Raw genomic sequence first — 22678 nt, forward strand, 5'->3', positions numbered from 1 at the left:
CCCGTGCCCGGGCAAGAATTGAAAGGCCCCCTATGCAGTTTGTTGGTATCAATCACCGTGGCGAATCCTGGGTTGCAGCCCTCATGGACCCGCACCTTGTCCCGCTCGCACCCGTCGCCGAATTCTGGACCGATCCCGAGGGGTGGCAGGACAAGGCAGTCACGCTAACGGCCGACGCCGGCAGCTCGCTTGAGCGCGGAACCGTCACCGAAGTGCCGCTGGTCCCCGCCTCCGCCCGCGTGATCTGCGTGGGACTGAACTACAAGGCGCACGCGGCCGAGGGCAGCTACAAGAACCAGGACCTGCCGCCGTACCCCACCCTTTTCGGGCGCTGGACGGCGTCGTTGTCCGTGGGCAACGTTCCGGTCCCCGTACCCGGCGGCGAGGCAGGGCTGGACTGGGAAGGCGAAGTTGGGGCCTACATCGGCCGGCGCGTCGAGTCCGCTGATGAAACCGCCGCGGCGGATGCCGTGTTCGGCTATTCCACCTTCAACGATCTCACCGCGCGGCGCGCCCAGAAGCTGACCTCGCAGTGGACGCTGGGCAAGAACGGCGACTTCACCGGCCCGCTCGGCCCCTTGGTCAGCCGCGACGAGGCGGGCGACCTCCGGGACGGCCTTCAGGTCAGGACCCGGGTGAACGGCACCGAGGTCCAGAACGGCAACACGCGGGACATGATCTTCTCCGTGCCGGCCATCATCGCCCTGATCAGCGAAACCTTCACGCTCCACCCCGGCGACGTGATCGCCACCGGCACTCCCGAGGGCGTCGGCTACGCCCGCACCCCGCAGTGGCTCCTGCAGGCCGGAGACACCGTGGAAGTCGAGATTGAGCGGCTGGGCACGTTGACGACCCCCATCGGCGGCCCGGCGCTCCGGGCGAGGGCCTGATGACTGCCATTTCCCATGCCCGGTTGGAGGATCTTCCGGCGGACATTCCGGTCCTGATCTCCGGCGGAGGCCCCAGCGGATTGTTCCTCGCCCTGGATCTCGCCCAGCGGGGGATTCACAGCGTTGTCATCGAGCCGCGGACCGCCATCGATCCCGACCGGCCGCGTGCCAAGACCACCAACGCGCGCACCATGACCCACCTCCGCCGCCTTGGCCTATCGACGGCACTGCGTTCGGCCGCACCGCTGCCGGTGGAGTTCGCGCAGGACATTATCTTCTGCACGTCGCTGACGGGCCGTGAAATCCGCCGTTTCCCGAACGCCTTCCAGCTCCAAACCGGCCGGTATGAGCCGCAGCCCGAGTGCGGGCAGCAGGTACCGCAGCCGGTGCTCGAATCCGTGCTCCGCGAAGCCGTGGCAGCGTCGGCGCATGCCACGCTGCTGACGGGTCTGCGGGTTGAGTCGTTCGCAGGCCCGGGATCCGGCCAGCAGGTGACAATGGCAGATACCGCGGGCCGGCGCCGCACGGTGGGGTGTACGTTCCTGGCAGGAGCCGACGGCGGTTCGTCCGCTGTGCGTCGTGGGTTGGGTCTGCGACTGGAAGGTGGCTCCGCAGCACTGTCCAACATCAGCATCCTGTTCCGTTCCCGCGACCTGGCCGACACCATCACTTTGGACCCTGCCGTCCAGTATTGGGTCCTAGCTGAAGGCGCTGCCGGCATGGTGGGCCGCATGGACCTGGACCAGACCTGGTGGGCCATCGTCCAGGGCGTCAAGGCCCAAGGTGACGCGGGGCCGCCGGATCTGGATGCCGTGGCCCTCGTCCGCTCCCTGGTGGGGGCCGACGTCGAGGTTGACGTGATAGCCACAGACCCGTGGACGGCACGCATGCTCCTCGCAGCCGCCTACGGTCACGACGGCGTGTTCCTGGTGGGCGACGCGGCACACCAGAACCCGCCGTGGGGCGGGCACGGTTTCAACACGTGCATCGGCGACGCCGCCAACCTCGCATGGAAAATCGCGGGCGTCCTGGTCGGCTGGGCCGGGCCCGGCCTGCTGGACAGCTATGAACTCGAGCGGCGTCCCGTGGCTGAGCGCACCATCAACGATGCCGCGGCCAACGGCAAGGCGCTTGCCTACCACTTCGCCGACCCGGCACTGGCGGCCGAAGGGACCGACGGTACTGCCGCCCGTGCGAGCGCGCACGCGGCGCTGGGCGTCAAGCAAAGTGAATTCGATTCCCTCGGGCTGGTGCTCGGCTACAGCTACGCGGCGTCACCGCTGGTGGCCCCGGACGGGTCACCCGTTCCGGCCGAGGATCCCATTCGCTATACCCCGTCGGCCGCCCCCGGCGCGCTCCTTCCGCACGTGTGGCTCGATGACTCCACGTCGGTCTATGACGTTCTAGGGGTGGGGTTTACCCTTCTCGCCGACGCCCGGTCCTTGGCCGGTGCCGCAGCCGGGGACTCGTTTGCGCCGGTCCTTGCCGCAGCGGCCGCACTGCGCATCCCTCTGACCGTTGAAGCGCTGGGCCCGGACCGGAACGGCACCCCCCTCGCGGATACCTGGGCTGCCGATGCCGTCCTGGTCCGCCCGGACCAGCACGTGGCGTGGCGGGGAGCCTCCGCTGAAGCTGCCGCCAACGCCCTGCGGACCGCCGCGGGCTGGACCCACACCCAATCTTTGGAACCAGAGGAGCACGCCCATGTCAGCGCCGTCATTTCGTGATTATCTGTTTCAGCCCGGCCATCCGCGCGTAGCCAAGGTCCGCGGCCTGGATGCACGGTCCTACGCGGAGGCGGCCAAGGATGATCCGTTCGCCGGCCCGATGATCGAAGGCTGGAAGGAGCTCTACCCCCGGCCGTTCACCGGGGTGACCAGCGATGGCGTGGTCCGTGAAGGCCTGTTCCCCCTTGCTGATGCATTGCCCGGGGAGGAGGCGCCGACGGCGGACATGGTGGCAGCGGCCGACAAGCTGCTGGCTCTGGCCTCGCTGGAACGAATGAGCCGGCTGAGCTACTCCGTGGATGCCGGCGAGTGGCAGAGTTGGGCCAACCCCGAGTTTATGCAGCACGACACGGGCCTGCGTCTGGACGAGGTGGATCCGGCTCTGCGTGACGCCGCGCTGGCCGTGGTGGAGTCGAGCCTCAGCCCGGAGGGCCATGCGCTGATGCGGAACCTGATGCGGATCAACGGTTTTCTTGGTGACCTGGTGGACCTGCCGCTGCTTATGAACGAGTACAGCTACAACTTCGCCCTCTACGGGGTGCCCTCCGAGACGGAACCCTGGGGCTGGCAGCTCTTCGGCCATCACGTGGCACTCAACTGCCTTGTGATCGGAAGCCGGATGGTGGTCTCGCCGGTGTTCCTGGGCGCCGAGCCGGACACCATCGACGCCGGCCCGCACCGGGGCGTGAAGGTCTTCAAGGAGCGCATCCAGTGGGCCCGGGAGCTCATGGCCGGTCTGCCGGCCGAACTCCGCGCCGGCGCCGTGGTGTTCGAACAGATGGAGGATCCCGCCATGCCCGATGGGCGGCTGCATCCCGGGGACGAACGGCATCTTGCCGGCTGCTTCCAGGACAACCGTGTGATCCCCTACGAAGGCATTCCAGTCAGCTCGATGCCGCCGTCCGCACTGGCGTTGCTGGAAAGGATTGTGGAGGACTCCATCTCCTATCTTCCGGCCGGGCCGCGCGCTGCCCGCCGCCGGGAAATCCAGGCGCACTACGCCGAAACCTGGTTCTCGTGGATCGGCGGCTGGCAGGGCGGGGACGCCTTCTACTTCCGCATCCAAAGCCCCGTGGTCATCCTCGAACTCGACCACCACACCGGGGTGTTCCTCAACAACGGAACTCCTGCGCCCTTCCACATGCACACCGTGGTGCGGACACCCAACGGCAACGACTACGGCCGGGCACTGGTCAAGCAGGCGGCTGTGCGGCAGAGGGAATCGTTCGCTGTTGGGGACAACGGATGACGACGGCGGAGATCGCCGCAGTGCCGCAGCTCGCGTCCGAACATGGCCCGGCCGGCCCGCTCCAGGGCCTCCTCGTTATTGACCTGAGCCGCGCACTGGCCGGACCGCACGCCGGGATGATGCTGGGGGACCTCGGCGCCCGCGTCATCAAAGTCGAGGTACCCGGGACCGGGGACGACACCCGCGGCTGGGGTCCCCCCTTTGTGGGCCCCGAGGATGACCCGCAGGCCACCTACTTCCTCTCCTGTAACCGGAACAAGGAATCCATCGCCTTGGACCTGAAGAGCCAGGAAGACCGGGAGGTTCTCCAGGGGTTGGTGGCGCGCGCCGACGTTGTTATCGAGAACTTCCGCACCGGCGTGATGGACCGCCTGGGCTTCTCCACCTTGGCCATGCAGGAGTTGAACCCGAGGCTGATCGTCCTGTCCATCACGGGGTTCGGCCACGACGGACCCGAGGGCGGCCGGGCCGGCTACGACCAGATTGTGCAGGGCGAGGCAGGGCTGATGTCCGTCACCGGCAACGGACCCGACGATCCGCAGCGCGTGGGAGTTCCCATCGCGGACCTGCTCTCGGGAATGTACGGAGCGTTCGGGCTGCTCGCGGCACTGCATGAGCGCGAGCGGACCGGACGCGGACAGGTGGTGCGCACGTCACTGCTCGCCGCCGTCGTGGGCGTCCATGCCTTCCAAGGCACCCGGGTTACGGTCGCCGGGGAAGTCCCCGAAGCCCAAGGTAACCACCACCCTTCCATTGCACCCTACGGCCTGTTCCGCTGCCGGGACGGGGCCGTGCAGATCAGTGTGGGCAGCGATGCACTGTGGAGGAAATTCTGCTCGGAGTTCGGGCTCGACGCAGGCGCCCCGGAGGTGGCATCGAACGCGGACCGGGTCCGTCACCGCGGCAGGACCATCGGGCTGGTGGAGCAGGCCTTCGCGCCACATAGTGCCGCCGGGCTGCTCGAGAAGCTTCGCCTGGCCGGAATTCCGGCAGGTAGAGTCCGCTCGCTGGATGAGGTCTACGCCTGGGACCAGGTGGCCTCCCAAGGGTTGCTCATCGACGTGGAGCACGAGCTGCTGGGTACGATCACGCTGCCGGGTCCGCCGCTACGATTCTTCGAGGCCACGCCCAACGGTGAGCGCGAAACCACCGCTGCCAGCCACACCGCTCCACCGTTGCTGGACCGGCATGGTTCAGGCATCCGGAGCTGGCTTGGCTGCGATGTTTTGGGGGAGGAACATGACCGGCGCTGACCTCATCAATTCGCRTGGAATGCTGCACGAAACCGCGCCGGATGTGATCACCTCCCACGACTTCACTTCGGTGCTCGTCGATCCCGGCACTTTTGAGTCGTGGGACATGCCGCCGGTTTACGTTGGGCATGAAGCCGGCTATGCGGATGCACTCGGCGCTGCGCGCCGGAGGAGCGGAACGGATGAGGCCGTGATCACCGGGGCCGGACTGCTGGAGGGCCGCCGCGTGGCGGTGATCGCCGGTGAGTTCGCGTTCCTTGGCGGCTCGATTGGCGTCGCCACCGCTGCCAGGATCGTGGCGGCGCTGGAACGGGCCACCCTCGAGGGTCTGCCGGTCGTGGCCAGTCCCGCCTCAGGCGGCACCCGGATGCAGGAAGGCACGCCGGCGTTCCTGGCCATGGCACGCATCGCCGGCGCCGTGGAACGGCATAAATCTGCCGGCTGCCCCTACCTTGTCTACCTGCGTCATCCCACCACAGGCGGGGCGATGGCATCGTGGGGCTCTTTGGGGCATCTCACGTTTGCCCAGCCCGGGAGTCTGCTCGGATTTCTGGGGCCGCGCGTTTATGAGGCACTGTATGACGAGCCGTTCCCGCCGGATGTGCAGACCGCAGAAAACCTTGAACGGTGCGGTCTGGTGGACGGCGTGGTCCCGTTGGCCGGCCTGCGCGACGTGCTGCTGTCGGTTCTCCGCTACGCAGACGGGGACGGGTGCCGTGTTCGGAACCGCGCCCGCAGCAGTAGCGAGCCAGCCGCCGTCGGCCCTTTCCCGGTCGTAGCTTCTCCGGCCGCACCCGCTGCGTCCGCTTGGGACATCGTGCGGCGGTCCCGCGACAAAGACCGGCCCGGACTGCGGGAACTGCTGGCTGTGGCGGCGCATGACGTGGTGCCGTTGTTGGGCGGGGCCGGCCCGCAGTCCTCCGGGAATGCACAGCCGGGAGCGGGCAGTCCACTGATTGTGGCGCTGGCTTCGTTCGGTGCGGTCCGCTGCGTGGTGGTAGGGCAGGAGCGCCGGGCTCAGGCAGCCGGTTCGCTCATCGGCCCCGCGGAGCTGCGCCGTGCCCGGCGCGGAATGCACCTGGCCGCAGAACTGGGTCTGCCGCTGCTGACAGTCATTGACACGCCTGGTGCCGAACTGAGCGTGGACGCGGAAGAAGGCGGCCTGGCCCGCGAGATCGCCCGCTGCCTGGCCCTGCTGCCGCAACTGACCGTGCCTTCCCTGTCCTTCATCCTGGGCGAGGGCACCGGGGGAGCCGCCATCGCGCTGCTTCCCGCCCGCCGGACCATCTGCGCGCAGCATGCCTGGCTGGCTCCGCTGGCGCCGGAAGGTGCCAGCGCCATCCTGCACCGCACTACCGAACGCGCGGCGGAACTCGCACAGGGCCTCCGAATGACGGCGACGGACCTCACAGCATCCGGCGCTGTCAGTGCGGTGGTGGCGGAGGAACCGGACGCCGCCCGGGAGCCAAAGGATTTCTGCCTTCGGGCGGGGCAGGCTATCGAGCGTAACTTCTTGGAACTTCTCGCCTAGCCGTTTGTCGCGGATTTCCCCACCACGCAGGAATGCCCGGACCCCCACAGGGATCCGGGCATTCATGCCCGTAGCTCAGATATCCAGGGCCGCACGCCGCTGTGGGGGCGGACCAACAACGGTGAGGTCCATCTCCGCCTGCGCCCGGCCGAAGCCTTCCATATCCATGTATGGTGTGCCGCCTTCGGCGTACATGTGGTCCTCGGTGGGCTGGTTGAAGTACTCAAAGAACCCGTTGAAGACCGACGGTGTCAGGAACCCCAGCATCTGCGTGTTGTGCGAGTCCAGGGCGAACGAGTGGATGGTGCCGGCCGGGGCGTGGACAAAGTCGCCCTTGGTCAGCAGCATTTCGCGGCCGTTGGCGTACAGCCACATCCGGCCTTCGGTGACGAGGAAGTTCTCGGTGTGCTGGCTGTGGAAGTGCAGCGGGATGTAGGGCGTCTTGGCGCCCTTGGTGTGCACCGCAAAGTAGTTGGCTCCGGTGTTCGCCGGCCGGGACAGGTAGGTGAACATCGTCTGGTAGCTGACCAGGCGCTCGCCTTCGTGGGCACTGAGGAAGTACGGGCTCTGCGTGGGCGGCAGGCCGGCGTCGTGCTTGAACGTGGGGGTGACCCGCTCAACGTCCGGGAAGGTGAGGCCGAACTCGGCGCCAACTGCGGCCTGTTTCTGGAAGCTGACCGCGTGGCCGGCGCGGACGGGCGGGACGTGGGAGTCGATGGGAGTGCCCACGCGCTCGTAGTAGGCCTCCCCGCCGCCGGGGGTCATCCAGTTCAGGAAGCGTGTGTAATGGCTGGCCATCCGGTAGGCGTGGGGCGTTCCCGGTGGAATGACTACGGAGTCGCCGGGCGTGAGGATACGGCTCTCACCGGGCAGCCAGACGTGCAGGATGCCGTCAAAGACATAAAGGGTTTTGTGCTCCACCTGGTGGCTGACGAACGGTGATTCCGCCCCCATGCCGCCGGAGATGTAGGCGGCGCTGAAGATCCCGCCCGTGTCCGCCGCGCGGGCAATCACCGTCACGAGTTGGCCGTTGATCTCGTAGCGGGCGCCTTCCCCTGAGGCCATGTAGTAGGGCACTGCCTCGCCCGGCAAGGCATTGGATACCGGTAGCTGCTGGTTCATTTCCTCAACGCTGAGGGACATCGGTTCCTTCTTTCCTGTTTCGCCCGAATGGGGGTCTCGAAAAAGCATCCCCGATATCGCCGGCTGAAAGGAGACGGATTTTCATTGGTTGAAAGCTATCCGCTGCCCGGGTTACGGGCGGCAACCAATGTGCTGATCCAGACGATGACGGCAAGGATGGTGTAGCTGGCGGTGATGGTCGGAAGGCTGATGGTTCTGCTTGCCTGGCCGGCGATCAGGCTTGGAAGCGCGGAGCCCGTGTAGGAGATGGCGTAGATGACCGAGAGCAGGCCGGCGCGCTGCCCCGGGAGCGCTTCGGGCAGGAGGGTGTTCATACTGCCGGCGGTGGCGATGCCCATTCCGATGCCGCCGGCGACGCCCGCGCCGATGAACAAGCCAAGGATTCCGGCCGTGCTGGCAAACGTGAGGCCGAGACCGGCTGCAGCGACCAGCGTCATCCCGACGCGCTGCGCGGCCGCCGGCGTGAAGCGTCCGGCGATGAAACCGCCCAAGAAACCCGGAGCCATATAGGAGGCGAAGACGGCGGCTGCGATGAGTGGGCTGTGGGAGCCGAGGTCATCGGCCGCGATGGAAGGGCCGAACGAGGTGAAGTAACCGCCAAATGCCCACGTGGCGACGAAGATGCCGGAGGCGAGGGGCAGGTAGCGGCGGGACGCCCGGGGGACGGCGAGCTGGGGGATCAGTGATGACCAGGCGCCGCGGCTGCGGACCACCGTCTCGGGCCGGGTCGCCAGGGCGACCGCGCAACCGAGCAGGAGGGTGGCGAACACCAGGAAGGTCAGCTCGCGTGGGGCCGGTGCCAATTCGACGAGCGCTCCGGAGATGAAGACGCCGACGGCGAGTCCCACGGTGGCGGCAGCGGTGGTGACGGTCGAGACAAGCCACCGGGGCCGCTGCGGTGCGGTGTCGACGGCGTAGGCGCCGATCGCGCTGGAAGCCAGACCGGCGGCGAGTCCTTGGAGGGAGCGGCCGATGAGCAGCGGGAGGAAGCTGTGCACGAAGATCAGTGTGAGGCAGCCGGCCACGGCGATGAGCAGCGCGGCGATGGAGACCGGGCGGCGTCCGTGGTGGTTGGAGAGCCGGCCGAGGACAAGCAGGGCGAAGACAGCGCAGGCGAAGTAGGCGACGGCGACCAGTGAGAATTCGTCGTTGGTCAGGCCGTTGACGGTCCGATACGTGTCGTAGAGCGGGATGGGTGTGGCGCCGGCGGCGAAGACCGCGACAAACGAGACCGTCGGGGCGACGAAGCCGCGCGATTTCACACGGGTCGCGGTCAGGTGGGTGGAGTGCGTGCTCATGTGCTTCCTGATGTGACAGACCCGGAACATGGAGGTTCCGGGCCCGTCGCCGGGGTGAGGTCCGGGCTACGCCTGGACTGTGCCGTTGTAGTCGTCGTCGGTGATGTGCTCGCGCCACGTGGTGGTCTTGGCGGGGTCCTCGCCGTTCTGCAGCATGGCGATGTGCTCCATGAAGCAGCCGGGGGCGGCGGCGTGCCAGTGCTCCTCGCCTGGCGGGGTGTAGAGCGTCTGGCCGGGGTGGACCTCGATGATGGTGCCGTCCCGGCCGCCGAAGCGTCCGACGCCCTGGGTGACCCGAAGGTACTGGCCGTGCTCGTGGGAGTGCCAGGCGGTGCGGGCGCCGGGAGCGAACCGGACGGTCGCGACGACCATGGACTGGTCCTTCTCGTGAGGCAGTGCGATCGGGTCGAGCCACACGTCGCCGGCGAACTGGGCCGCGGGGTTTTTCGAGGTGGGAACGGTGGGTTCGATATTCATGATGTTCCTTACTTGGTGTCTGTGAAGAGCTGTTTGGCGACGCCCATCGCGCCCATGCCCTTGGGCCAGCCGGCGTAGAGCGTGACGTGGGTGATGGCTTCGATGAGCTCCTCTTGGGTTACGCCGTTTTCGATGGCGCGGCCGAGGTGGAATCCCAGCTGGTCGGTGTTCCCGCCGGCGGTGAGTACGGCCACCGTGATGAGGCTGCGGTCCCGTGCGGAGAGTTCCGGCCGATTCCATACGTCCTCGAACAGCACGTCGTCGGTGAGCTCGGCCAGCTTCGGGGCGAAGTCGCCGAACATCTTTCGGCCGCCGCCGAGCTGCTTGGGTTGTTCAGCCATGATGTTCCTTCTCTCGGCTTGGAAGTGGTTCGTGTCGGGCTGCGTTCCAGTCAACAGGAATTCAAAGGCGTGAGGGAGTCACTGCTGTAGGTAGCACTGGCAGGGCCTGTCTCGGTAGGCGTTCGCTGATCGACCGGCCCGATTGGAACCGGGCGATTTGGACTAATGTTTACCGATGATTGAATCGCACCAACTTAGCCAGAGCGTCAGCATGCGTGTACTGCGCCTGAGTGATGCGCCCGCGCTCGCCGCCGCATATGTGCGCAACCGGGTCTACCTCTCCCGCTGGGAGCCAGTGCGGCCCGAGGAGTACTACACCGAGACCTGGCAGCGTGCCGACACCGCCAACCGCCGCGCTGCGCATAAAGCCGGGGAGGGGTGTCCCTTCGGCCTGTTTGCCGGTGACACACTCGTGGGCCGGTTCAACCTTGCCGGCATCGCTCGCGGCCCGTTCCAGAGCGCGGGGCTGGGGTACTGGGTCGACGTCGACCATGCAGGCCGCGGGCTGGCGTCTGCTGCAGTACAGAGGATCGTCGCAATAGCACGCGACGAACTCGGGCTGCACCGCATCGAGGCGAGCACGCTGCTGCACAACGTTGGCTCGCAGCGGGTGCTGCAGAAGGCAGGCTTCCAGCACATTGGTATGGCCCCGCGGTACTTGCGGATTGCGGGACAGTGGCAAGACCACAACCTCTACCAGGTGGTCCTGCACGACTGAAGCCCATTCACTGTTCGCTGGGACCCGAAGAGGGCTACGGCGCAGGTCAGCCCCACGTGGAGGAGCCGTTTCGTTACCCCGTGCTTCGGGCCGTGAAGCCACGTTGCGCCGCACGTCGGCGCATTTCACCTCCGGTTGAAAGGGGTGGGGGCGGCTGGTTGGTTGGACGTATCGGCTTTGAAAGGAAGAACATGACGGAACATTTTGATCTCACTCCACAGCGTCTGCGTCACGTCCTGGGCCACTTTGCGTCCGGGCTGACCGTAATTACCGCAGCAACTGACAACGGTCCGGCCGGGTTCACCTGCCAATCCTTCTCCTCCCTTTCGCTGACCCGGCACTGGTGACCTTCAGCCCCGCCCGCAGCTCCAGTACCTGGCCGTTGTTGCGCAGCGCGGGACGCTTCACGGTGAACATCCTGCCGGTAGAGCACCAGCAACTGGCCGGCCAGTTTGCCCGTTCCGGAACGGACAAGTTTGCCGGCGTGGATTACTCCGCCTCGCCGCTGGGCAATCCGGTCCTGGACCAGGCGCTCGCCTGGGTGGACTGCGGGCTTCACGAGGAGTACGACGGCGGCGACCACACCATTGTGGTGGCTGACGCGCACGCTCTTGGCGCGCGGGAAGGCGCCGAGCCGCTGCTCTTCTTAAGGGCGGCTACTTCGAAGGCGTGCCGTCCCGGGCCGAATTGCTGGACAGCGTCGCATGACGCCGGCCAAGTCGGGCTCGTGGAGGCGGCTAGCTCCCGACCGCCCGCGCCGGCGCGACCACCCTGTCCTGAAGGAAGTACGCGCATAGGGTCTTCCATTACGCACTGACAGACGAAGCGCCCACGCCTGGCGATGCCGCCGCCCAATATGCCGGGCTGGCAGGCGCATGGTCCTCCTGACCGGATCCAACCGCAACTGCCGCAGCGATCCTGCCGTCTACCACCACTGCCAGAAGCTGACCGGGGTACCGGCTGCCGCCGTCGGAACGTCCGCCAGGGCAGGTCCCGCACCGACGGGAGTGAACGGAATCCCATGCCGGGCCGCGGGCCCGCTCGCACACCGGTACACGGGGTACGCAGGAGGGACCTGACTGTACCCTCAGATGCTTCAGGCTCCGCGAACCCCCCGCCTTGTTGGCTTCAGTGAGTGAAGATTTCCTTGGCTACCGTGATGGCGGACATCGCTTTAGGCCATCCTGCGTAGAAGGCCAGATGAATGATGGCTTCTTTGAGTTCCGTTTCCGTCAGGCCATTGTCCTTGGCCCGAACGAGGTGGCCACGGAGCTGTTCGGTGCTGCCGCTGGTGACCAAACTGGCGACGGTGACCAGGCTGCGGTCCCGCGGGGACAATTCGGCACGCTCCCACACGTCTCCGAAGAGCACGTTATCGGTGAGGTCGACGAGTTTGGGGGCGAAGTCACCGATGAGTTGCTGGGCGCGGGTTGGGGTTGGTTCGTTCATGGCTGGTCCTTCCGTTTGGTTGGGTCGGCAGGAGCGGGTATGTCAGGGTGCTATTTTTCGACGAGTCTGGTGCGTTGCAGCCAGGAGTCGATGCTCGGACCGGCATCCCTGACTTCCTCGCCCTTCACCGCCAATCCTTGGCCGATGAACCCGCCGGGACAAAACTTGGCGTAGCCACTTTCGGTGTTGCCGAGCCCGCTCATGGCGTGGGTGGTGATTGGGTGAATTGTTTTGCCGGTGAAGTCGTAGCTCTCGGCAAACGTGGTCATGATCATGGGTGGGCGGACGTTCCATATGCCGCTGGCCAGCAGAACGGTGTCGTACTGGTGGATCTCGCAGTTGAAGCGGTCCTTGATCATCCCGGCAAGCACTTCAGTGTTGCCCACTGTCAGGTCAGTCCGGCCTCCGTAGTGGTAGTTCTCGCCGGCTCGTGAGAAGTATGCCAGTAGCACGCGGCCATGGTCTTGGCGGGCTGGTGGGTTCTGCGAAGTCGGTTCTTGCGAAGGCATGTGTGTTTGCTCCTCGACGGATCAGTTGTACCGGCGTCCGCCCAGCCAGCTCACCATGGCCGGGTCGCGGTGGTCGAAGAACTGGCTGTCGCCGGTATCCAAGCCTGAGATGGCGCCCATTTGTTCGTCTGTCAGGATGAAGTCGAAGACGTCGAGGTTTTGCGCCATCCGCTCGGGTCGGACGGATTTGGGGATCACCACGACGTTGCGCTGGATGAGCCAGCGGAGCACCACATGGGCGACGGATTTGCCGTGGGATTTTCCGATCGCGGCGAGGGTTTCGTTCGTGAAGAGGCCGTTCTTGCCTTCGGCGAAGGGGCCCCAAGACTCGATCTGCACGCCTCGTTCGATCATGAGTGCCTGGTCCTCTGCCCGCTGGTGGAAGGGGTGGGTTTCAATTTGGTTCACGGCGGGGACGATCTCGTTGTGGTCGATGAGGTCCACGAGACGGTCCGGGTGGAAGTTGGAGACGCCGATGGCACGGGCGCGGCCTTCTTTGTTGATGTCCTGCATGGCCCGCCATTCGCTGTAGTAGTCGCCGAGGGGTTGGTGGATCAGGTACAGGTCCACATAGTCCAGGCCGAGGCGGGTTAGGGAGTTTTCGAAGGCGCGTTTGCTGTCGTCCTGGACGTTGCCGGTGGGGGCGTGCTGGATCCAGAGCTTGGTGGTGACGAAGAGATCCTCGCGTGCCACGCCACTTGCCTTGATCGCGGCGCCGACGGCCTCTTCGTTGCCGTAGGACGCTGCCGTGTCCAGATGACGGTAGCCGGCTGCGATTGCGGCTTCGACCGCGGCTTGGGTTTCATCGTCCGGGATCTGGAAGACGCCGAAGCCGAGGATCGGCATCTCCACGCCGTTGTTAAGGGTCACGTTGTGCATGTTTTTCCTTTGCGTTGGTGTGGTTATCAGTTGGTTTGACGGTTATGTGCGGTTTGGTAGTCGGCGTCCTGGACGGGTTCAAGCCAGGTGGCGCTTTCCCCGTTGAGGCGTTCGACTACGGACAGGTGGCACATCATGCTCTCCGATGTTGCTCCGTGCCAGTGTTCTTCACCTGGCGGGGTGTGGACTGTGTCCCCGGGGCGCATGAAGATCACGGTGCCGTCCCGTGTCACCACGAGGCCGGCGCCCCCGGTGCAGTGCAGGGTCTGTCCGAGGGGGTGGCAATGCCAGTTGGTGCGGGCACCGGGTGTGAAGTGCACCAGGGAGGCCGTCAGTTGCGATGGTGCCTCGCCGGTGTGGAGAGGGCTGAGGTAGGCATCGCCGGTGAATCTTTCCCGGGGTGCTTTGACCGTTGGGGCGGGGTTGATGAGCTTGACAGGCTCGTTCTCCTTTGTCCGTGGCGCAGCGTCAGGGAGGATATGACGAGAATGATGAGAATGACGGCGGGCCAACCGAGGCTGGTGCGCAGCCCGTCCATGAACCCTCCCCTTGCGAGGACGGCACCGAACATCGCGACGCCGAGCGAGCCGGCTTCTTCAAGCAAACCAGCCCTTTCCCATGCGCGGGAGTGCCTGCTGTGCGGTGTACTGGCAGTTCCTGTTAGACGGACTTGGCCCCACGTAGCCTTGAGCCATGGACAACAACAAAGACGTCCGCGAGTTCCTCATGACGCGGCGGGCGCGCATCAAGCCGGCCCAGGCCGGCCTGACCGCCTACAGCGGGACACGACGGGTCACGGGGCTCAAACGCGAGGAAGTAGCCATGCTGACGGGCGTCAGCACGGAATACTATGCGCGCCTTGAACGCGGGAACCTACGGGGAGTCTCCGAGTCCGTCCTGGACTCGCTGGCCCGTGCCCTTCAGCTGGACGAGGCCGAACGATCCCACTTGCTGGACCTGGCTAAAGCAGCCACTCCACCCCGGCCGTCGGGCGGACGCACTCCACGGGATGAGGTCCGTCCCAGCATTGGACGGATCCTCTCCGGAATGACCGGCACTCCGGCGTACGTCAGGAACGCCAAGATGGATATTGTTGCCGCCAACAGCCTCTGTTTCGCACTCTATACCGGCATTCTTGGCCCGGCGACCCTGCCGTTGAATCTTGCCCGGTTCATATTCCTGGATTCCCGTTCCAAGGACTTCTTCGTCGAGTGGGAGACCATCGCCGATGATTTTGCAGCCGCTCTCCGGGTGGAGTCAGGACGCCGTCCCCGGGACCGCTACTTGAATGGCCTGATCGGGGACCTCGCCGCAGGGAGCACGGAATTTTCCACGCGCTGGGCCCGCCACAATGTGCGCTTCCACCGGTCAGCCCGCAAAAAGATGCGAAACCCCCTGGTTGGCGAAATCGAACTCACAGGGGACGCTCTGGAGCTGCCCGGTGAAGGCATGACCCTGATCGCCTACACGGCCGAACCCGGTAGCCAAGCGGAAGAACAACTGGCCTTCCTCGCCAGCTGGAGCACCACGGGCACCCCACTTGTCCCAGCAGCGAACGAGCGCACAATATCCGCAGCACCGCTTCCAGCCAGCTTGCAGGAATAGTCGGGTACGTCTCCCTGCCTGTTGGCTTCTGGGTGCCGATAGTTCAGGATGTGAGCATCAGGTTCAGTGGCGCTGGCGGAGAACCACCGGGTCCTTGCCCCACTACTCGTGCTCACAGGGGAAGCGGACGATGGGCGGAATTGACGATCTTATGCCCCGGTCCGACGACCGTTGGGCCACCGCCACGCGACGGGCACAGGGCATTGCAGATCATGGTCTGGGCGGTGCGCTGAAGACCTACTATTCCCTCTGTTTCCCGGCCGGGGTTGTCGTCCTTGTCACGGCGGGGACCGTTCTCGGGATATTGGCATTCGGAGGCCGACCGGCGGACTGGCCGTCCTTTTTGGTGGTCGGATTTTTCCTTGCGGTGCTGGGTTGCGCGATTGGCGGCCCCGTTTACAACGCGAAGAAAATCGTGCCTGCAGCGGAGACGGGCAGGATTGATGTCCTGCTGTCGCTGGAGGACGAAGAGCGCAAGGACATCCGGCGCCAGATTCTCGGGAGGACACGCGTTGATGGCGACCACCTTGTCGTTTCGCGGGCCGCGGCCGTGCAACTCCGAAAAAATCTCGCCACACAGCTCATGTGGGTGCCCGTGCTCCCACTCATCTTCATGGCCCAAGTCATGTCCCAGGTCCTGCGCGGAGCCGGGTTCCTCACCTGGATCTATGCAGCCGGCGTGGCTCTCTTGGTGGTCGGGGAGATATCTGTCGTCCGGGACTTCCATCGAGCTGGCCGGTTCCTTGACGGCACGGCGGAGCCGGGCGGTCCGGTCCCAAAGGGTCCACCGGCGTGACCAACCCGGGGATCCTTCAGCGGGCAATTCAATTGAAGCGCAGACCGAATGCTACGCCCATCGACCACTACGAGACGGAAGGCTGACGCCATGCGGAAACTGATTTACGGCATGAATCTGACCTTGGATGGCTACATCGCCGCGGCTGGCGACGACATCGGCTGGAGCACGTCGAGCGACGAACTGTTCCAGTGGTGGCTCGACCAGGAGCAGGCCAGCAGCTTGACGCTGTACGGCCGCAAGCTCTGGCAGACCATGAGCTCCTACTGGCCGACCGGCGGCCAGCAGCCCAACGCCAGCCAGGCGCAGATCGAGTTCGGGCAGAACTGGCGGGACACGCCGAAAGTGGTGTTCTCCTCGACGATCGACAAGGTCGGCTGGAACGCGCGCCTGGTCACCGGCGACGCGATCGCCGAGATCACCCGGCTCAAGGCCGGGGACGGCGGCCCGATGAGCGTCGGCGGCGCAACCCTCGCGGGGGCGGCCATGTGGGCGGGACTGATCGACGAATACGCGCTGGTCACCCATCCGGTCCTGGTGGGCGGCGGTACCCCGTTCTTCACCTCGCTGGACAGCTGGGTGAACCTGAGCCTCGTGGAGACGCGGACGTTTCCCGGCGGCGCGGTCCTGACCAGGTACGAGACGAAGCGCTAAGCAGGAGCCCTCCCGCGAGCGAGGAGGACTCCTGCGCCAGTGGTCTCAACCGGCGGTCACCGCAGCGCGCGCAGGTACCGCCATTGAACGATCCGCTGTGCGATCAGGAGGAAAGGGAAGAGGAGCCGCCATGGCTGTGGTGATGCTTGCGTCAGCCTTCCAGCTTTGCCGGGCCGCAATGATCCCGTCCCGCGTCGCAGCCCGGATGACCCCATAAAGAACCTAAAAGAAAATTGCCGCAAACACGGCACCCAAGACAATATCCATAATTCTTCCCCCGAAGATTCCATTGCCAAAAAGGGCACCGCAAGCCTACGTCAGGTCCCACCTGCTCACCGCTCAGCGAGGCGCCGGGAGGCTGGTGGAGATCGGCAGTACGGCGGAGGTGCTGGGAAACCCGACACACGGGTACACGCGCCAGCTGATCGGCGCCATCCCGAGTAGGAAGCCGGCCCTCACCTGACACGTGCCGCGCGTGCGGCCGGCCGGTCAACGCCACTGTCCTCAGATGAGGCCCAGGTCAGTAAACGCGGCAACCAGTCCTTCGCGGTGCGGCGGCGCGGCAACACGGTCAGCCAGGGCGAGGAGTTCGGGCGAGGACCCCTCGATGGCGATGCCCACACCCGCAAACGCGATCATTTCCAGGTCGTTCTGGCCGTCGCCCGCGGCAATGGTGTTTTCCTGTTCGATGCCCAAGTGGGCAATGACGGCCGCCACGCCGTCGGCCTTGCTGATGCCGCGCTGGTACAGCTCGCCCGCGTGCCGCCCCTCGTTGGCGATCGAATTGGCCACCACAGCGATGCCTACGCCGATTTCCCGGGCTATACGCTCCATGGGGACCGGGGCCTCGAACACCGAGATTTTGGCGAAGGCAGTAGCTGCGCGGTCTGAGGTGGCGCGAACGGAGCCCAGGATGGCCGAGGAGCCTGTCGAATGTCCGTCCGGCGCGCGGCGGAAGTGTTCTTCGATGATGGCGCGGAGCCGCGGCTCCGCCTCCGGGGCAACGTGCAGCGAATCCTGGGCTTCAAGAATGTAGACGGCTTCGTGGCCATCGAGCACAGCCACCGTCCTGGCTGCCAGCTCGGCAGGGAACCGCCGGTCCAGCAGGATCTCGCCATCCACCTCGGCGTACGCACCGGCACTTGCCACCAAACCGTCAAAGCCGGCGGCGAGAATGCTCTGCGGCAGCATGGACACCGGACGTCCGGTACAGAGCAGGACCTTGTGTCCGGCCAACCGCGCGGCACGGACCGCCCGCACATGGCCGTCCGGGACAACCCCGTAGTCCGCATAGGTGCCGTCGACATCAAGGAAGATGGCGCGGACGGTTGCTGTGGAGGTGACTGGCTTGGAGCTCATGATCCCGGATTCTACAGGGGCGGCACGAGGCACCGAAGACTGATGCGCCGTCTGTCCGTCGCCGCCGCAGGGCTAGACACCCGCCGTCGTCCTTCCGCCTGGAAGGCCAACCAGCGGGCTACGATGATGTGGCCGCCGATTCCAACCCGGCCGCAATACCCAAGAGCAAGGAATGCTGAGATGGCACAGTCATACTTCCAGGTAGTTGTCCGCTACACGGTTAAGCCTGCGGAAACGGAAACCGTCCTCCGGCTGCTGGGCGAGATGGCTGCAGCCACCCGAGCGGAAGAGGCGAACCTGTCCTACGAGTTCTTCCAGAGCGTAGAGGACCCCACCCAGATCGTGATCCTGGAGCGCTACACGGACGCCGCCGGATTTACCGCCCACCGCGACTACGACCATGTCCAGAGCATCGGTGCCGCCCAGATCATCCCTCGGTTGGAACGCCGCACCATCCAAACCTTCGAAGCCACCGAATAAGCCTGGGTCCTTTTCTCTGCCGTTCCGGCGGTGTGGCGGGCCTCTGTCTCTGTGAGCGGCGTCCGTGTCAGGATCAGGTATGTCCCAACGCCTGATGCTGCTCGACACCGCGTCCCTGTACTTCCGCGCCTTCTACGGCCTGCCCGATACCATCCGCCGCCCTGACGGCACGCCGGTCAACGCGGTGCGTGGCCTCCTGGACATGATTGCGCGGCTCACCACCGATTACCGGGCGACGCATCTGGTGGCGTGCTGGGACGATGACTGGCGTCCGCAGTGGCGCGTGGACCTTATCCCGTCCTACAAGGCCCACCGGGTCGCGGGGGTGGTGGCCAACGCCCCTGATCTTGAAGTGGTCCCGGACGCTCTTGAAGCACAGCTTCCCATGATCCGCCGGGTCCTGGAGCTTGCCGGCATCGCGGTGGTCGGGGCTGCGGACCACGAGGCCGACGACGTGGTGGGCACCTACGCCAGCGCGGCTGACCTTCCCGTCGACGTGGTGACGGGCGACCGTGACCTCTTCCAGCTCGTCGACGACGACCGCCAGGTGCGGGTCATCTACACCGCGCGCGGCATGCGCAACCTCGAAGTCCTGACCGACGCCGTCGTGCTCGGCAAATACCGGGTGCTGCCCAAACAGTATGCCGACTATGCGACCCTTCGCGGCGACGCCTCGGACGGGCTGCCGGGTGTTGCAGGCATCGGCGAGAAGACGGCGGCGGCCCTGCTTGGCGAATACGGCACGCTCGACAGGCTGCTTGCGGCGGCGACGGACTCGGGGAGCGGGCTGTCCGCCTCTGTGCGGTCCAAGCTTGGCGCGGCCAGCGATTACCTCAAGGTCGCACCAACTGTGGTGAACGTGGCGCGTGATCTCGCGCTGCCGTCACTGGAACAGGCAGGCGCGCAACTGCAGCCCGTCGCCGGGGAATCGCGGACGGAACTGGAGCGCCTCGCCGGTGAATGGAACCTGGGCGGCTCGATCACCCGGCTCCTCGCCGCCCTCGACCTTCGCCAGTGACGGCGCCTACGCGTGCGCGGTCTACGGGTGCGAGTAGGTGAGGCAATCCGCGTTGTCGCGGCCGGGGCCCACATGGACTTCCGGTGCCTTGCACATCAGGTGGTCGTTATGGACGCACTCGCCGCGCTGGCAGGCACCAACGTCGGCCAGAACCTTCGGCAGGCCGCCGTGCACGCCTGTATCGATGAACGTGGCGCAGGAAGCGTGGTCTTCAGCCCCGCCCACCGTGATCGCGGCGGCGTTGCAGTGGGTGTGGTCGTTGAAGGAACAGTTGGAAACACTGCAGTCTGCGACGTGGGTTGTCATGGGAATCCTCCGTGTACGGGCTGCCCGGACGGGCGGCTCCCTCCGCCCACGGTAACGCTGCGGAACACGTTCAAAAAGACCCAGTCGTGTGACCTAATTCGTCATGTGACCTAACGAGCAGCCGGGAGGAACTGGCCGTTCCTGATCCGGGACGGCCCGCAGGCCACGGCGACCGGCGGAATGTTCCACGGCCCGCGTTCCCGCCGCGGCGGCCGCCCGACGGCGACGTGGGGCACCCAATGCGGATACCTGAAGCCGAGGGCCCGTGAGCCGAGGATGAAGTCGTCCACATTGTCCACCAGGAGTCCGTCCAGTAGGTCCCGGAGGCCCTCCACCAGGGAAACCTGGTAATCATGCACGTGCTGTGGAACGTGCACTTCGAGCCCGGAAATCCTGCCGCCGCCCAGCACGATCAGCCGGTCCGAGGTTCCGCTGAAGCCTTCCAGCTCAGGCAGGGAATGCAGCCAGCGCACAGTCGCCCGGATCGCATCCACGGCAGGGGTGATGCCCTTGGTCCAGTCCTCAATGTCCTGGGCGAAGTCGTCGAGGATGCCCACATGCAGCAGGGTCAGGTGCAGTCCCTGCGGCCTGCGGAGGGCCTGGACGAAGTTACCCAGTAACTCGTAGTCCGAGGGGCTGGCACCGATCTCCAGGACAGGAACCTCCACGGTGATGCGGGGCGGCGCTTGCATGCTGACCTCCTCAGGCCTCCAGTGCCATTATCCTCCGGCGGGGAACCCTCTCCACGGGGGGACCTATTGCCGTTCAGGGCGCAAGGGTGTCGAATCAAAGGACACGATTCGGCCCGGTGGACGGCACGACGCCAGGAGGTTCCCATGTCAGTGAAGGGCGCAAAGGACGCAGCACGGCTGCCGGGCCGGGGCGGGCCGGAGGCGCGGCGGGGTGACGCAGCGGCAGGCATTGAGGCGGACGGGCCGGCCCACGTGCGGAACGTGGCGCTCATCGGGCATTCGGGTGCCGGGAAGACCATGCTCATCGAGGCTTTGCTGGCAGCCCACGGCATGATTTCACGGAAGGGGTCCATCGCGGAGGGAACCACCGTCGGCGACTCGGACTCCTCAGCCGTCCGGCAGCAGCGTTCGGTGGGGCTGGCCGTGGTGCCGCTGCTCATCAACGGCATCAAAGTGAACGTGCTGGATACACCCGGGTACCCGGACTTCATCGGCGAGTTACGGGCGGGCCTGCGCGCTGCGGATGCGGCCCTGTTTGTAGTTTCAGCCGTGGACGGCATTGATGCCACCACCACGGCGTTGTGGGGCGAATGCGATCGCGTGGGGATGCCGCGCGCTGTAGCGATCACCAGGGTGGACCACCCCCGGGCGGATTACGACGGCGTCCTGGCCGCCTGCCAGCAGGCGTTCGGCGATGCGGTGGTGCCGCTCTACGTCCCGGTCCGGACCGGCGGTGAGATCACCGGGCTGCTCGGACTGCTGCAGGGGACCGTCTCCGATTACCCCGATGGAGAACCCGGAGGGCAGGCACGGGACGCCGGCCCCGGCGAACTCGCCGGAGCCGAGGCGGCACGGGGCCAACTCATCGAAGGGATCATCGCCGAAAGCGAGGACGAGACCCTGATGGACCGCTACCTCGGTGGCGAGGACATCGATACTGACGTTCTGGTCACGGACCTGGAAACCGCTGTCGCCCGCGGTTCATTTTTTCCCGTCCTGCCCACCTCGGCGGTGACCGGACTGGGAGCTTCCGAGCTGATGGAAGTCCTGGCCCGGGCGTTCCCCTCACCCCTGGAGCGGGAACTGCCGGACGTGACTGACCTGGCCGGCGCTCCAGCGGGAGGCCTTTCCTGTGATCCCGACGGGCCCCTGGCCGCGGAGGTTGTCCGTACCACGGTGGATCCTTTCCTGGGCCGCGTTTGCCTGGTCCGGGTGTTTTCGGGCACCCTGCGGGAGGACACCCCGGTTCATGTGGCCGGCCACGGGCTGGCGGACCGCGGCCACCAGGATCATGACACGGACGAGCGCGTCACCCACCTGTATTCACCGCTGGGTGCCAATCTCCGGCCCGTGGCACAGTGCGTTGCAGGCGATATCTGTGCAGTGGCCAAGCTGGGGAGTGCCGAGACCGGCGATACTATTTCCGCCAGGGACCAGCCGGTGCTGCTGTCCACCTGGGAGATGCCGGAGCCGCTCATGCCGGTGGCCGTCGAGGCGGACTCGCGCAGCGACGAGGATGCCCTGTCGCGGAGCCTGGCGAAAGTTGCCGCAGGGGATCCGACGCTCCGGGTGGAACGGAACGCGGAAACGCACCAGCTGATTCTCTGGTGCATGGGCGAGGCACATGCCGACGTGGTGCTGGACAGGCTGCGTGAGCAGGGGGTGAAGCTGCACACCCTGGACGTGGTGACGCCACTGAGGGAAACTTTTGCCGGCCCGGCCTCGGGCCACGGGCGGCACGTCAAACAGTCCGGCGGCCACGGGCAATACGCAGTCTGCGATATCAACGTGGAACCCCTGGCGCGGGGCGGCGGGTTTGAATTTGTGGACAAGACGGTGGGCGGGGTGATCCCCGGAACGTTTATCTCCTCTGTAGAGAAGGGCGTGCGGGCCCAGATGCAAAAAGGGCTGGCCGCCGGCTTCCCGGTGGTGGACCTGCGCGTGACCCTGCTGGGCGGCAAGGCCCACAGCGTTGACTCGTCCGATGCCGCGTTCCAGGCCGCCGGTGCCCTGGCGCTGCGGGAAGCGGCGGCGGCGGGGCGCATCCAGCTTCTCGAGCCCGTCTCCTCGGTCAGCATCACCGTTTCGGATGAGCATGTCGGGGCGGTCATGAGCGATCTCTCCGGACGCCGTGGCCGGTTGACCGGTACAGCCTCGGCAGAGGGCGAGCTGACCGAAATCAGCGCTGACGTCCCGGACCAGGAACTCCTGCGCTATGCCGTCGAGTTGCGGGCGCTGACTGCCGGGACAGGGCGGTTCCGCCGCCGCTACCTGAGGCATGAGCCGGTACCCAGCACCTGACGA

General features: G+C 66.1%; 25 protein-coding genes. 14 read left to right on the forward strand and 11 right to left on the reverse strand.

Annotated features, from left to right (window positions below):
* The first annotated feature begins 32 nt into the window (after positions 1–32).
* The 5 genes from AC1DIM_RS07520 to AC1DIM_RS07540 are packed head-to-tail and all read left to right on the forward strand — an operon-like array spanning position 33 to position 6650.
* Positions 33–890 carry a fumarylacetoacetate hydrolase family protein gene (locus tag AC1DIM_RS07520; protein WP_477709875.1) on the forward strand — a complete coding sequence of 286 codons (858 nt, stop codon included), beginning with the start codon at positions 33–35 and terminating at the stop codon, positions 888–890.
* Positions 890–2617 carry an FAD-dependent monooxygenase gene (locus AC1DIM_RS07525; RefSeq protein ID WP_477709876.1) on the forward strand — a complete coding sequence of 576 codons (1728 nt, stop codon included), beginning with the start codon at positions 890–892 and terminating at the stop codon, positions 2615–2617. The genes AC1DIM_RS07520 and AC1DIM_RS07525 overlap by 1 nt, the downstream gene beginning before the upstream one ends.
* A complete protein-coding gene (locus AC1DIM_RS07530) occupies positions 2595–3866 on the forward strand; it encodes a DUF3500 domain-containing protein (RefSeq protein WP_477709877.1) in 1272 nt (423 codons plus the stop codon). Before AC1DIM_RS07525 ends, AC1DIM_RS07530 begins: the two co-directional genes overlap by 23 nt.
* Complete coding sequence (locus AC1DIM_RS07535) at positions 3863–5119, forward strand: CaiB/BaiF CoA transferase family protein (protein ID WP_477709878.1); 1257 nt, start codon at positions 3863–3865, stop codon at positions 5117–5119. Before AC1DIM_RS07530 ends, AC1DIM_RS07535 begins: the two co-directional genes overlap by 4 nt.
* Positions 5106–6650: a carboxyl transferase domain-containing protein gene (locus AC1DIM_RS07540; protein ID WP_477709879.1), complete on the forward strand. Its 1545-nt coding sequence runs from the start codon at positions 5106–5108 to the stop codon at positions 6648–6650. The genes AC1DIM_RS07535 and AC1DIM_RS07540 overlap by 14 nt, the downstream gene beginning before the upstream one ends.
* Positions 6651–6725: 75 nt before the next feature.
* On the opposite strand, the gene AC1DIM_RS07545 is transcribed toward AC1DIM_RS07540, so the two are convergent.
* The 4 genes from AC1DIM_RS07545 to AC1DIM_RS07560 all read right to left on the reverse strand — a co-directional run bounded on the left by AC1DIM_RS07545 (position 6726) and on the right by AC1DIM_RS07560 (position 9909).
* On the reverse strand, positions 6726–7793 hold the full coding sequence (locus tag AC1DIM_RS07545; protein ID WP_477709880.1) for a quercetin 2,3-dioxygenase: 1068 nt from the start codon (positions 7791–7793) through the stop codon (positions 6726–6728).
* A gap of 95 nt (positions 7794–7888) precedes the next feature.
* Complete coding sequence (locus AC1DIM_RS07550) at positions 7889–9091, reverse strand: MFS transporter (RefSeq protein ID WP_477709881.1); 1203 nt, start codon at positions 9089–9091, stop codon at positions 7889–7891.
* A gap of 66 nt (positions 9092–9157) precedes the next feature.
* Complete coding sequence (locus tag AC1DIM_RS07555; RefSeq protein ID WP_477709882.1) at positions 9158–9568, reverse strand: (R)-mandelonitrile lyase; 411 nt, start codon at positions 9566–9568, stop codon at positions 9158–9160.
* A gap of 8 nt (positions 9569–9576) precedes the next feature.
* Positions 9577–9909 carry a carboxymuconolactone decarboxylase family protein gene (locus tag AC1DIM_RS07560; RefSeq protein WP_477709883.1) on the reverse strand — a complete coding sequence of 111 codons (333 nt, stop codon included), beginning with the start codon at positions 9907–9909 and terminating at the stop codon, positions 9577–9579.
* Between the two features lie 175 nt (positions 9910–10084).
* On the opposite strand from AC1DIM_RS07560, the gene AC1DIM_RS07565 reads away from it, so the two are divergent.
* From AC1DIM_RS07565 to AC1DIM_RS07575, 3 genes are all read left to right on the forward strand, one after another.
* A complete protein-coding gene (locus AC1DIM_RS07565; RefSeq protein ID WP_477709884.1) occupies positions 10085–10627 on the forward strand; it encodes a GNAT family N-acetyltransferase in 543 nt (180 codons plus the stop codon).
* Positions 10628–10818: 191 nt separating this feature from the next.
* Complete coding sequence (locus AC1DIM_RS07570; protein WP_477709885.1) at positions 10819–10974, forward strand: hypothetical protein; 156 nt, start codon at positions 10819–10821, stop codon at positions 10972–10974.
* Positions 10971–11444, forward strand: a complete 474-nt coding sequence (locus tag AC1DIM_RS07575) for a flavin reductase family protein (protein ID WP_477709886.1) — start codon at positions 10971–10973, stop codon at positions 11442–11444. The genes AC1DIM_RS07570 and AC1DIM_RS07575 overlap by 4 nt, the downstream gene beginning before the upstream one ends.
* Positions 11445–11755: 311 nt before the next feature.
* On the opposite strand, the gene AC1DIM_RS07580 is transcribed toward AC1DIM_RS07575, so the two are convergent.
* The 4 genes from AC1DIM_RS07580 to AC1DIM_RS07595 all read right to left on the reverse strand — a co-directional run bounded on the left by AC1DIM_RS07580 (position 11756) and on the right by AC1DIM_RS07595 (position 13976).
* Positions 11756–12076, reverse strand: coding sequence for a carboxymuconolactone decarboxylase family protein (locus AC1DIM_RS07580; RefSeq protein WP_477709887.1), 321 nt, complete (start codon positions 12074–12076; stop codon positions 11756–11758).
* Between the two features lie 50 nt (positions 12077–12126).
* On the reverse strand, positions 12127–12462 hold the full coding sequence (locus AC1DIM_RS07585; RefSeq protein WP_477709888.1) for a flavodoxin: 336 nt from the start codon (positions 12460–12462) through the stop codon (positions 12127–12129).
* 144 nt (positions 12463–12606) lie between these two features.
* Positions 12607–13464, reverse strand: a complete 858-nt coding sequence (locus AC1DIM_RS07590) for an aldo/keto reductase (RefSeq protein WP_477709889.1) — start codon at positions 13462–13464, stop codon at positions 12607–12609.
* A gap of 26 nt (positions 13465–13490) precedes the next feature.
* The gene (locus AC1DIM_RS07595; protein ID WP_477709890.1) at positions 13491–13976 is read right to left on the reverse strand and encodes a (R)-mandelonitrile lyase; all 486 of its coding nucleotides are present in this window, start codon (positions 13974–13976) and stop codon (positions 13491–13493) included.
* A gap of 181 nt (positions 13977–14157) precedes the next feature.
* Here AC1DIM_RS07595 and AC1DIM_RS07600 point away from each other — a divergent pair, with 181 nt between their 5' ends.
* From AC1DIM_RS07600 to AC1DIM_RS07610, 3 genes are all read left to right on the forward strand, one after another.
* The gene (locus AC1DIM_RS07600) at positions 14158–15069 is read left to right on the forward strand and encodes a helix-turn-helix transcriptional regulator (protein WP_477709891.1); all 912 of its coding nucleotides are present in this window, start codon (positions 14158–14160) and stop codon (positions 15067–15069) included.
* Positions 15070–15484: 415 nt separating this feature from the next.
* A complete protein-coding gene (locus AC1DIM_RS07605; RefSeq protein ID WP_477709892.1) occupies positions 15485–15865 on the forward strand; it encodes a hypothetical protein in 381 nt (126 codons plus the stop codon).
* A gap of 90 nt (positions 15866–15955) precedes the next feature.
* Positions 15956–16519 carry a dihydrofolate reductase family protein gene (locus AC1DIM_RS07610; protein ID WP_477709893.1) on the forward strand — a complete coding sequence of 188 codons (564 nt, stop codon included), beginning with the start codon at positions 15956–15958 and terminating at the stop codon, positions 16517–16519.
* A gap of 504 nt (positions 16520–17023) precedes the next feature.
* On the opposite strand, the gene AC1DIM_RS07615 is transcribed toward AC1DIM_RS07610, so the two are convergent.
* Complete coding sequence (locus tag AC1DIM_RS07615) at positions 17024–17878, reverse strand: HAD-IIB family hydrolase (RefSeq protein WP_477709894.1); 855 nt, start codon at positions 17876–17878, stop codon at positions 17024–17026.
* Between the two features lie 180 nt (positions 17879–18058).
* On the opposite strand from AC1DIM_RS07615, the gene AC1DIM_RS07620 reads away from it, so the two are divergent.
* Complete coding sequence (locus AC1DIM_RS07620; RefSeq protein ID WP_477709895.1) at positions 18059–18358, forward strand: putative quinol monooxygenase; 300 nt, start codon at positions 18059–18061, stop codon at positions 18356–18358.
* Between the two features lie 79 nt (positions 18359–18437).
* A complete protein-coding gene (locus AC1DIM_RS07625; protein ID WP_477709896.1) occupies positions 18438–19376 on the forward strand; it encodes a 5'-3' exonuclease in 939 nt (312 codons plus the stop codon).
* Positions 19377–19397: 21 nt separating this feature from the next.
* On the opposite strand, the gene AC1DIM_RS07630 is transcribed toward AC1DIM_RS07625, so the two are convergent.
* Both AC1DIM_RS07630 and AC1DIM_RS07635 read right to left on the reverse strand, forming a co-directional pair.
* Positions 19398–19682 (reverse strand): DUF1540 domain-containing protein, encoded by a 285-nt coding sequence (locus AC1DIM_RS07630; RefSeq protein ID WP_477709897.1) that lies wholly within the window; start codon positions 19680–19682, stop codon positions 19398–19400.
* A gap of 110 nt (positions 19683–19792) precedes the next feature.
* A complete protein-coding gene (locus AC1DIM_RS07635) occupies positions 19793–20374 on the reverse strand; it encodes a hypothetical protein (RefSeq protein ID WP_477709898.1) in 582 nt (193 codons plus the stop codon).
* Between the two features lie 144 nt (positions 20375–20518).
* Between AC1DIM_RS07635 and AC1DIM_RS07640 the strand changes: the two genes are divergently transcribed.
* Positions 20519–22675, forward strand: a complete 2157-nt coding sequence (locus AC1DIM_RS07640) for an elongation factor G-like protein EF-G2 (protein WP_477709899.1) — start codon at positions 20519–20521, stop codon at positions 22673–22675.
* Positions 22676–22678: the final 3 nt, after the last annotated feature.

This window comes from Pseudarthrobacter sp. 01T43, assembly GCF_056398665.1.